9 protein-coding genes are annotated in these 11,162 nt (G+C 49.5%); 5 read left to right on the top strand and 4 right to left on the bottom strand.

Annotated features, from left to right (window positions below; translation table 11 throughout):
• Window positions 1–16 precede the first annotated feature (16 nt).
• Window positions 17–424, top strand: a complete 408-nt coding sequence (locus AC506A_RS20370; RefSeq protein ID WP_495462851.1) for a gamma-glutamylcyclotransferase family protein — start codon at window positions 17–19, stop codon at window positions 422–424.
• Window positions 425–437: 13 nt separating this feature from the next.
• Here the strand turns inward: AC506A_RS20370 and AC506A_RS20365 are convergent, their stop codons facing one another.
• The 4 genes from AC506A_RS20365 to AC506A_RS20350 all read right to left on the bottom strand — a co-directional run bounded on the left by AC506A_RS20365 (window position 438) and on the right by AC506A_RS20350 (window position 5,896).
• Window positions 438–1,172 carry a hypothetical protein gene (locus tag AC506A_RS20365; protein WP_495462850.1) on the bottom strand — a complete coding sequence of 245 codons (735 nt, stop codon included), beginning with the start codon at window positions 1,170–1,172 and terminating at the stop codon, window positions 438–440.
• 126 nt (window positions 1,173–1,298) lie between these two features.
• The gene (locus tag AC506A_RS20360; protein WP_495462849.1) at window positions 1,299–2,171 is read right to left on the bottom strand and encodes an AraC family transcriptional regulator; all 873 of its coding nucleotides are present in this window, start codon (window positions 2,169–2,171) and stop codon (window positions 1,299–1,301) included.
• Between the two features lie 239 nt (window positions 2,172–2,410).
• Window positions 2,411–3,448 (bottom strand): ribonucleotide-diphosphate reductase subunit beta, encoded by a 1,038-nt coding sequence (locus AC506A_RS20355; RefSeq protein WP_090977289.1) that lies wholly within the window; start codon window positions 3,446–3,448, stop codon window positions 2,411–2,413.
• Between the two features lie 222 nt (window positions 3,449–3,670).
• Window positions 3,671–5,896, bottom strand: coding sequence for a ribonucleoside-diphosphate reductase subunit alpha (locus tag AC506A_RS20350; RefSeq protein ID WP_495462848.1), 2,226 nt, complete (start codon window positions 5,894–5,896; stop codon window positions 3,671–3,673).
• Between the two features lie 518 nt (window positions 5,897–6,414).
• Between AC506A_RS20350 and AC506A_RS20345 the strand changes: the two genes are divergently transcribed.
• From AC506A_RS20345 to AC506A_RS20330, 4 genes are all read left to right on the top strand, one after another.
• On the top strand, window positions 6,415–7,992 hold the full coding sequence (locus tag AC506A_RS20345; protein WP_495462847.1) for a copper resistance CopC/CopD family protein: 1,578 nt from the start codon (window positions 6,415–6,417) through the stop codon (window positions 7,990–7,992).
• A gap of 25 nt (window positions 7,993–8,017) precedes the next feature.
• On the top strand, window positions 8,018–8,878 hold the full coding sequence (locus AC506A_RS20340; RefSeq protein ID WP_495462846.1) for a sensor histidine kinase: 861 nt from the start codon (window positions 8,018–8,020) through the stop codon (window positions 8,876–8,878).
• 1 nt (window position 8,879) lies between these two features.
• Window positions 8,880–9,614, top strand: coding sequence for a response regulator (locus AC506A_RS20335; protein WP_495462845.1), 735 nt, complete (start codon window positions 8,880–8,882; stop codon window positions 9,612–9,614).
• Between the two features lie 114 nt (window positions 9,615–9,728).
• Window positions 9,729–10,484 (top strand): YcnI family copper-binding membrane protein, encoded by a 756-nt coding sequence (locus AC506A_RS20330; protein WP_495462844.1) that lies wholly within the window; start codon window positions 9,729–9,731, stop codon window positions 10,482–10,484.
• Window positions 10,485–11,162 lie beyond the last annotated feature (678 nt).

Here is an 11,162-nt window from a genome sequence, read left to right as displayed (position 1 = left end):
AGAGGAGTTTTTACATATGCAGCAACGTCTTTCAAAAGTATTTATCTATGGCTCGCTCTTGCCGGGCCATAGCAATCATCATGTCTGTGCCGGATTCATTCAAGCTGCTGCGCCTGGTGTCATTCATGGAAGGCTGGTCGATTACGGACCTTACCCGGCGATGCTGCGGGATGCCGCAGCTTTCTCAAGTGGTGCCCGTGTTCGTGGGATGTGGATTGTCGTGAATGAGCAAGGTTTGAAACGAATGGATGAACTGGAGCAGTTCGTGGGGATCGAAGAGGTCAATGATTACGATCGGATTTGGGTTACCGACATTCATCAGCCGGAGCAAAGCGGGTGGGTGTATGTATGGGATACGCCGAGAGGCTGCCCGCCAATCGCGGAAGACTATTGGCCGGACTTCTACGCCCGCAAGCGAGGCTGACATATATGTGCAACTACTCGTTCGGTGCGGGAATCGACATCGATATACGTAAGGATAAATTACGCTCAGTCGTCTTGCTGAGCGTTTTTGCGTTGTTGAACGTATGGATGATTCCGAAGGCGAGCACCAAGCAAGCCATTGTAAAGACGATAACACGTTTGATTTTGTGAATGACTGCAGTACCGTCATCACGGTGAATACGTCTGCGTCTGATCGATTGGCGCCAGATGAGCAGGATCGGCGCTGCGAGGATGATGAGACCAACGGTAATCATCTGCTTCCGGTAAGCCATGCCAAGCGGGAATACGTTAATGGATGCATACAGAAAGGCTTCGATGACCAGGACCTGAATCGGGACTACCAGAGCGACTTCTGACGCCTTACGTCGCTTTGTACGGCTCACGACATCGCCTTGGTGCTTCACGGTAAGCCGAGCCAAATTCAGCAGCCGAGAGACGGAATAGAAAGCGATGGCTGCAGTGGGCAGCATAATGAGCGCGAAGAACATCAGTGCATTATCGAGCACAAACCAGTTGCGGTAGGAATACGTTGCGATCAGCATGATCATTTTGGCCAAGGCCAGCAGCGTCATTGAGCCGAGCAAGACAAGCGTTAGGACAGCAGTTCGTCTTAGACTGTGAGTCGTACGCCGGAAGGCCATGCTGCCTGTTGTGAGCCCTGCAAAGAGAGACAGCAAGAGTAATAGAACGGCCATCGCTGCATTGATGACATAAACTTGTGTGGACATATTCGGTTTCCCCCCATTTCCACGGAATGAACTAGTTTTAGTTTACTTGGAAGCGCTGCGGTTCGAGAACGGGCGCAAGTCCAGTGCTTAAACTGGACTTAGGTCGTAGCAGTAGGCAATATACCTTTATTCCTTGCGTTTGCGATATTGTGAAGGAGACACGCCATAATAGGCGGTAAACTGTTTCGTAAAATGATGGATAGAGGCATAACCCAGATCCTCTGCAATGACAGTTATGGTCCGATTGCTCTCCCAGAGTGCGGCTGCTGCCTGCTTCATGACAGCACGGCTCCAATAAGCTTTCGGAGAGATGCCCGCCGTTTGCTTGAAGAGCGAGTGGAATCTCGTTTTCTGCAGCCCGCTTTGTGCCAGCCAGCTTGTATAATTAGAGCCTGCGTGCGCCTCTTTGTCGATGCGGTGCATAATTGCTTTCATGCGATAGTCGCTTTGATCACTTTCGCCGGCAATCTGGATGAACTCCAGGATAAACGCTTTGAGCAGACTTCGTGCGACCGTATCGCCGAATGCGCGCTGTAGTTGATGCTGCTTCACGATATGGGGAAACAGATCCATTAAGATGGTATGATGCTGCAAATGAATGAGATGCGGCAATGGTTCAAGAACGGTGTTTTCTCGCACCGTTGTCAATAAGTCTGGCAGAAGATCAGCCGGATCCCAGTACAAATGATGCTCAGTCGACCCAGGCTTCTCATTCCAGAGCTCGAAATACAGATTATATGTCGCTAGTCGATTTTCATTGTCGGTGTAGAAGGAATGCATCAGCTGAGGCGGCAGAAAGATCAAATCGCCTTTCTTCAGCGGATAAACTTGCCCATTGATCGTAATCCTTCCTCTGCCTCCATCAACGAGATGAAAGGCATAACAATACCCGAAGCGCCCGGACTCAAACTGGTTTCGCTCGTAGGGGAACTGGTAGTGATGTCCGATGCGGATGAATGGCTGTATCTCGCTAATAAGCTGCTGTTCTGCTGCATCCAACCTCGATTCACTCCTCGCTGCATGTCCCGCCCTTATACCTATTGTATCATGAAGTGTGCATATCCTGAACTGTACCTAACATGAAAAAAAAGCTCAAGCCTCTTAAGTGGAGAGGGCTTGAGCTTCTTTGAAATATAAGAACGTATAAGTTTCACCTTATACGAATCTTATATTTTTCCGGAATGAAACGAGCGTCTCCGCCAAAAGGACGGCGACAGCCGTTTCACCTTATATCAAACTTACAGGTCGCCCCAGTTGAGGTTGGACGATTTGCTGTAGTTGGTTACTTTCTGCTCGAAGAAATCGGTTTTCATCCCGTTCATATTGCTGAAGCTTTCCACCCATTTCATCGGATGCTCGACGATTTCTGGATACAGAATATCGAGATTCAGCTTGCGCAGACGTTCATTGGATAGAAACTTAATGTACTTCTCGATGATTTCGTCTGTGAGGCCCGGAATCGTGTTGTTCGTAATATATTGACCCCATTCAATTTCATGCTCAACAGCTGTACGCATCATTTGACGAAGCTCTTCAATCAGCACCGGCGTGAACAGCTCCGGATTTTCTTTGCGCACTTCACGGAAAATACCTTGGAATAATGCCAAGTGAGTCAATTCATCACGCTGGATGTATTTGATCTCGGAAACGGTACCGAGCATTTTGCCTTGACGGCCAAGAGCATAGAAGAAGCTAAATCCACTGTAGAAGTAGATCCCTTCTAGGATGTAGTTCGCCATGATCGTTTTGATGAGATTTTGCGACGACGGATTGGCAATGAAATTCTCGTAGAGATCGGTGATGAACCGATTCCGCTTCAAGAGGTTCTTGTCTTCGCGCCACAGGTTATAAATTTGATCGCGTACTTCAGGGGATACTACGCTGTCTAGAATATAGGAGTAGGACTGGCTGTGAACAGCTTCCTGGAACGTGTGAACCGTTAAGCACAGGTTTACCTCAGGCGCTGTAATATATTCGTTTACGTTCGGCAGGTTTGCCGTTTGAAGCGAATCCAAGAAGATAAGAAAGCTAATAATTTTATCATAACTGTTACGCTCGGAGAGCGACAGGTTTCTGTAATCTTTAGCATCCTGAGCAAGTGGAATCTCTTCCGGAATCCAGAAGTTATTCATCATCGTACGGTACATCTTTGTTGCCCAGTCATATTTTACATTGTTAAGCTCAATCAGATTGGTCGTATTTCCGCCAATCATGCGACGCATACCCCAATCGCGGTCGCCTTCTTCATTGAACAATTTCTTCTTTTGCAGATCCATTAAATGGGCTGCCTCCTTTTTTACTCCAAAAATAAGCTGCAAAGTTTTTAAGAGCTGCCGAGAATGGAAGCCCGGAGGTCGAATCGAAGTCGGAAAAACGTTAGTGGTCGCCTTTGTAGCCGGATGATAACCTCTAAAGGTCTCATCATTCAAAATCATCCGGATACAACAGCGATTGCAGACTCGGTTCGACCGTAGGGCGGAATCATTCTCGATTGCTTCTTAAGCGCTGCAGCTTACGCAATCTTCAACTTCCAAGCTCTTATTACGGCAATAGTAAACGGTTTTGAGGCCATTCTCCCAAGCTGCCATATACAAGTCCATAAATTCCTTCGCCGTGTATTCCGGCGTAATGTACAGGTTAAACGATTGCGCTTGATCGATATGGCGCTGGCGGCGGCCCGCTGCGCGGATGCTCCAGTGTTGATCGATGTGATGCGCTTCTTTGTAGAACCAGAACGTTTCTTCGTTCAGGTTAGGCGCTGTTTGCGGGATAACTGCATTCTTCTTCTCTTCAACGAAGAATTTGTTGAAGATCGGGTCGATACCTGCAGTCGAACCAGCGATCAAGGAAGTGGAGGCTGTAGGTGCAATAGCGAACATCCATGCGTTACGGACGCCGTTCTCGGCTACATCCTTCTTCAGTTTCTGCCAGTGCGGCGCATCATAACCGCGGGAATCGAAAAATTCTCCCGTTTGCCATTCACTGCCTTCAAATACGCGGTAAGCGCCTTTTTCTTTGGCGATTTCCATCGATGCTTTGATTGCGCAGTAGTTGATCCACTCATACAGCTCATCAGCACGATCCAAATGCTCTTCGGATTCCCATGCAATGCCGTTAAGGGCAAGCCACTGGTGGTAACCGCTCGTACCAAGTCCAACCGCACGATACTTCTGGTTCGTAATTTCCGCTTGCGGGATTGGGTAATGGTTAAGGTCGATAACGTTATCCATCATCCGCATTTGGCAGGTGACAACCTCTTCGATTTCCTCTTTCGTTCTGGAACGGCCAAGGTTAAGGGAAGAGAGGTTACATACGACATAGTCGCCGCTTTTCACTTGGGTTGTAATTACACCGTCTTCATGCGTTGTCGTAATATATTCAGTTGGGCTCATGTTCTGGCAAATTTCCGTACAAAGGTTAGAACAATAGATGATGCCTTTATGTTTATTCGGGTTCGCACGGTTTACCGTATCACGGTAGAAAATGAATGGTGTACCTGTTTCAAAGGAGCTTGCAAGAATTTTCTTCATGATTTCGATAGCTGGTACTTCATCACGGGAGAGTGAAGGATTGTTCACGCACTCCTCATAACGACGCTCCCACTCTTCGCCCCATGCATCCTCAAGTGCCCAGCCCATGTAGCTGCGTACTTCGTGAGGATCGAATAGGAACCACGACTCACGCTCTTGCACCTTGCGCATGAACAGGTCAGGTATGCAGACACCAGGGAAGATATCATGTGCTTTCATCCGGTCGTCGCCGTTGTTTGTTTTTAGATTAAGGAAGTCGAAAATATCTTTATGCCATACGTCGAGGTAAACCGCGACTGCACCGGAACGAACGCCGAGCTGGTCAACGGCAACCGCCGTGTTGTTGTAGTTCTTGATCCAAGGGACGACGCCGCCGGCAACGCCTTTGAATCCGCGGATGTTGGAGCCGCGGCTGCGCACTTTACCGATGTAGATACCCATGCCGCCGCCGAATTTGGACACTTGCGCAAAGCTGGAGTCTACGTTGTAGATGCCCCACAGGTTATCTGGCACTGTATCGATGAAGCAGCTGGAAAGCTGGTGGAACGGTTTACGTGCATTTGCAAGAGTTGGTGTAGCAACAGTCATTTGAAGTCGGCTGAGTACATCGTAGAACTTGCGTGCCCAAGCGAGCTTGTCATCCTCTTTCATAGCTAGATGCATCGCTACGCCCATAAACAATTCTTGCGGAAGCTCAAGCACGTCGCCGCTGAAGCTCTTGATCAGGTAGCGGTCCGAAAGGGTTTTGAGGCCGATGTAATTGAACAGATAATCGCGTTCAGGCGCGATGTAATTGCCGAGCTCACGGATTTCATCACGGGTGTAGTGCTCTAATATGTAGCTCCCGTAAAGCCCTTTGTCTGTCAAATACGTGATCAGAGAGTAGAAGTCTCCGTAGCCGAAATAGCCGTATTTGCGATTGATTGCAGATTCTTTATAGAGATCGTACACAAGAAGTTTGGCTGCAACGTACTGCCAGTTCGGCTGTTCGATGCTTGTTTTCTCTACCGCAACCTGTGTGAGTGTACGCTGAATTTCTTTAGTTGTAATGTTGTTGCGGAAATAAGGAAGCAAAGCAGTTTCAAGCTCAAGCGGATCGCAGTCGTTATAGCCGACACACGAGAAATCAATAACTTTCTTAAGCTTTGAAAAGATTAATTCTTCTTTCTGACCGTTCCTCTTAATAATATCCACGAGCAGAGCCACTCCTTGTCGAAGGATGTCGTCTGACAACCTCTAATACACAATATGTTGTTAGTACTACCCTAAATTACACCAATATATAGTGGCTGTCAAGTTATACTATTCGACAACTGACCATACCGATACAGCTGTTTTGAGGGTGTGAAAAGCCCATGAAAACGTACAGCTGCGGCATTTTTATCGATCGGGACAGCCCGTTTCTATAAACGAAGCAAATATAAAAAAGTGAGTACTATATTAATTGCGGAAACTAATTATAGCACTAACTATAGGGGACGTGTGGTGACAATAATAGGGATAAAGATTCGCTGCGCAAAATAGCGAAAAGTTGTTCAAACAACGTTTGGATTTTTCGTTGGTGTTCGCCCATTACCTTTAGTACACTTAGGCTAGTTTATTGTTCATTATAAAAAGAGAGGACGTGACTACACGACATCATGAACCGCCGAATTCGATATAAATCCCATTCTGCATTACAAGCTGCAGTCTTGTGCATCTGGATGTGCCTCATGCTAACCGGCATCCCGGGCTTGGCATCCGCACACGCTGAGCTTGAACAAGCCCAACCTGAGGCAAACGTTAAATATGAGCAAAGTCCAAAAGAAGTTGAGCTGAACTTTAACGAATCCATCGAGGCTAAAGTAGGATCCATAGAAGTACTTGATTCCAAATCAAGACCCGTAACGAAAGAAACTGCGCAAGCAAGCAATGATCATCGTTCGCTTCATTTGCCGCTTCCTTCGCTTGGCGAAGGCGTGTACACCGTGTCTTATTCTGTCATTTCAGAGGACGGCCATCCCATTAGCGGATCTTACGTCTTTATTGTAGGAAATCCTCAGGAAGGCGTGGATGCGGCTGCATTTGATCCCCATAAAGAGCTTGGCCATGAAGGTCACAGCGCCACTACGCAACTGACGACAGGACAATTTATTATTTACGCTGCCCGCATCGTTTATTATGGATCGCTGCTATGGGCAGCGGGACTAATGCTGTGGCCATTACTGACACGTGGACGTGGCAAACTGCTTCCGGACATCCAGCGAAAGTGGGAACAAATCGCCTTGCGGACACTGCTCGTTGGTTCGCTTGTGTATATTTTTGTCCATGCCCGTGAGATATTGACCGGTTATCCAAGGGATGAATACAGCAAGCTCTTCTTGCAGACGAACATCGGACGCGAATGGATTGCGCTGCTGGTGATAGTTCTTCTCGGATTTATCGTCATTCGTTTCCATGCCGTCTTGAAGACAATTTGGGCGCTGCTCATTCTTGCAGAAGAGAGCTGGAGCGGTCATGCAGTGGTATTTACTCCTAAAACAGCATCTGTCATGTTTGATTTCGTGCATCTGGCTGCTGCTGCTGTTTGGGTAGGTGGATTGATCCTGCTTGGTTTGCTTTGGCAGGTGGACCGCAAGGAAGCCGGACGCTTCGCCGTCTTGTTCTCCCGAGCTGCACTGTTGTCGCTTGCGCTGCTCATCTTGTCGGGAATTGGCATGACGCTGCTGTTCCTGCCTTCACTTGACTATTTATTCTACACGGCATGGGGAACGATTTTGCTGATCAAGACAGGGCTCGTCCTGCTTGTCCTAATCGTTGGAGGCATTCTTCATCTGCGAGTACGCAGAGGCGATCTTCCGACAAACATACTGCTTCGTGTAGATGCGTCTTTAATGGCACTCATTATTGTATCGGCAGCACTCTTTACCTATATTAGTCCGCTGCCGGCTAACGAACCGGTCGTGTATCACAAAATGGGCGATACGATGCATCTGTCCCTTCGGGTAACGCCGAACAAGCCGGGAGATAATCAGTTTATCGTGAAGGTTTGGCTGCCGGATGCGGTTGGCGCTCCGAAATCAGTGTCGATGCGGTTGTATGCACTGGATCAGAAAGAGCTTGGTCCGATTCAGGTGCCAATTGAGCTTTTCGAAGATACTGAAATTACATCCTTTGACGGCTATGTGAAGGCTGCTTACAAGGCAGAAGGACCGTTCGTTCCATTCGCTGGGCGCTGGGAGGCCGAAATCCGCGTGATGGATAAGGATGATAACGAACAAGTGCAGAAGGTGGAGTTCCGGAATTATTAGAAGGAGCGGAAGGGAAGGTGGCAAAATGACATATAATCGCATCAAATGGTTCATTTTGTGGACGCCGACCCTAACAATAGCGCTATGGGAATACTTGCGGCATACGCTGCTCCTGCCTTATGTTTCGATGGATCTTGGCAATGCGCTTGCACCGGTCATCGTGATGACGGTAACGGCGACACTTGTAATTAAGCTGTTTCGCATGCTGGAGGCCACAAATGAATCGCTGCAGCAGGCGAAGGCAGCTAAGGCAGCTTTCATGGAACGAGAGCAGCTTGCAAGGGAGCTGCATGACGGCATCTCGCAGTCCCTCTTCCTCTTGTCGGTGAAGCTGGATAAGCTGGAGCAGGCCAAGGACAATGAAGCGGTGATGGAGACGGCGCAGCAGCTGCGCCGCACGGTACGGCATGTGTATGAAGATGTGCGGCAGTCGATTGCGGGATTGCAAAGCGAGCCCTCCAAGACTGATGTGCAGTGGATGCAGGCGGTTCGGGAAATGGCGGAGGACCTGCAGCGCGGCGGCCTTGCGGTGGAGCTGGATTGGCAGCTCACCGAAGGCAAACTAAGCGGCAAGGAAAAGGTGGAGCTGCTCGCAATTGTTCGTGAGGCCATGCAGAACGTACGCAAGCATGCTCATGCTACTTGTTTGTCGGTACATGCCTTGCCGGACTCTGATGGCGGCAGCGGCTTTCGCTGCACCATCGAAGATGACGGAACGGGAGCAGAGCCGGCCCAGCTCATGGCTAAGGGGCGATACGGCATTCGGATGATGCAGGATCGAGCCAAGGCGATGGGCTGGCAGTTTCATGTCCAGGCGAAAGCTGCGGAAGACGAACTGCCGGCTAAGGGAACCATTGTCGAAGTGATTAAGGAGGCGGAGCGCTGATATGAGCGAAACTCAAATAACGGTGCTGATTGTCGACGACCATCCTCATGGACGGGAAGGAATGCGCGACATCCTCAGCGGCGATGCATCCTTTACAATAGTAGGAGAAGCGGCGAACGGCGAGCAGGCAGTCATGCTTGCAGCCTCATTAGTACCTGATTTGGTGCTGATGGACATCAACATGCCCGTGATGAACGGAATGGAAGCGACGCAGCGCATTAAGACCGTCGATCCGCGAATCAAAATCATTATGGTTACCGTGTCGGATGATATTTCTGATCTGTTTGAAGCGATCAAACGCGGGGCGCAGGGCTACCTGCTGAAGAATCTGTCGCCATCGGCTTGGCTGGAGTATTTGCGCGCTGTTGCCGTGGACGAAGCTCCGTTGTCCAAAGAGCTTGCTTTTCGCATGCTGCAGGAGTTTAACGGAGGAAGCTCGGGGCTGGCGGGATCTGTTGCAGGAATCGGAGGAAAAGCTTCTGCAGCAGGAGTTGCACGTAGTGATGAGTCAGGCAAAACGGAGCAAGGCGCAGCGCTTACGGCATTGACGCAGCGTGAACGTGAAGTGCTGGAACGGGTAGCTTTTGGCGGCTCCAATCGGCAAATTGCCGAGAGCTTCGGGATTTCCGAGCATACGGTAAAGAACCATTTGAAAAATATTTTGCAAAAGCTGCATCTAGAGAATCGGGTTCAGCTCACTCGGTATGCGCTGGAGAAGGGGCTTGCGAAGGAATAACACGAACAAGCCAAGACACAAACTTGTAACATACGTATAGCTCGAACGAGTCATGGCGTATTTAGCTTGTTGCGTTATACTGCTCCTATGTAGATGAGAGCAGGAGGATGTAAAATGAACAAATTAAAGAAATGGTCTGTGCTCGGCATGACGCTGATGGCGATGTTCCTTTTTGCGGGAGTCGCCAGTGCACACGTAACGGTTTGGCCAAAGGAAGCCGCTCAGAACAGCTATGAGGTCTTCTCGGTGCGCGTTCCAAGTGAGAAAGAGAATGTGACGACGAAGGTCGTGAAAGTAAAAGTACCTGACGGCGTGAATGTTAGCCGCGTTGAGCCTAAGGCTGGCTGGAAATACGAGCTCGAACTAAACGCAGAAACGAAAGCAATTGCATCCATTACATGGACAGCTGAAGGCGATGGCTTGGCGCAAACGGAATTCACCGAATTCCGCGTATCGGGTAAAGTCGCAGCCGATGCGAAACAGCTGGTATGGAAAGCATACCAAACTTACAGCGACAGCTCGCTGGTGGAGTGGGTCGGAGGCGACGGCGCGGATTATCCGGCTTCTGTAACAACGGTGATGCCGGCTTCGGTCGAAGGCGACAGTCACGGCGGCGGCACTAATGGTTCTGTAGGTTCAGCGCCGGATGCGGGAACATCTTCGGGCTCGGAAGGCACAGGAAACGCGGCGACGTCGGATGCCTCTGCAAATGCGGGAACGCCGGAAACAGCTCCTGCTGCGGACGAGACTGCTGCGACCGAAAAGGCGGACAGCGGTTCGGATACACTGAATCGTACGCTTTCGATTTTCGCAGTAGCACTGGCGGCAGCAGCGTTTGGTGTCGCGGTTTCTCGCAAGAGACAGCGTTAATTAGGTAGAAGCGGATGAGGCGGACTTAACGGCGTGCAATCGCCTGAAAGTCTGCCTTTTTCTGTGCGACGTCTCTCCAGATGCAGAATGGGATATGACGCTCTCATGGTAGATCAACCGTCCTAACCCGAGTAAACCCACCTTTTTCTGGGTGCTGGAAGCGGAAATGGCGCTTACAGCAGCGAACTGGTCAAAGAGCTGCTCTTAAGCGGATATAGCGCATACGAAGTGGCTCAACTTCACATGGTCTGGCTATACTGCTGCGAGTGAAGAATTCTGATGCTCGGCGTCGGCGATCAGAGGTTAGGTTGGTGACTGAGAGTCGGATTTTCGAACTCTCAGAAGAGAAACCCGGCGATTTTAAAGTTGAGAGTCGCTAAATCGAACTCTCAGCTGCGGAGGAGTCTGAAATGGGGTTAGTTTGTTGACTGAGAGTCCGAATTTCGAACTCTCAGAGGAGAAATCCGGCGGTTTTGCAGTTGAGAGTCGCAAAATCGAACTAGCTGCGGCGGAGTCTGAAATGGGGTTAGTTTGGTGACTGAGAGTCGGAATTTCGAACTCTCAGAGGAGAAACCCGGCGATTTTAAAGTTGAGAGTCGCTAAATCGAACTCTCAGCTGCGGAGGAGTCTGAAATGGGGTTAGTTTGTTGACTGAGAGTCCGAATTTCGAACTCTCAG

It is taken from the genome of Paenibacillus sp. N22P23 (assembly GCF_059383735.1).
Note: the sequence above shows the minus strand (reverse complement) of the source record. Positions and strands in the feature narration are given on the sequence as shown.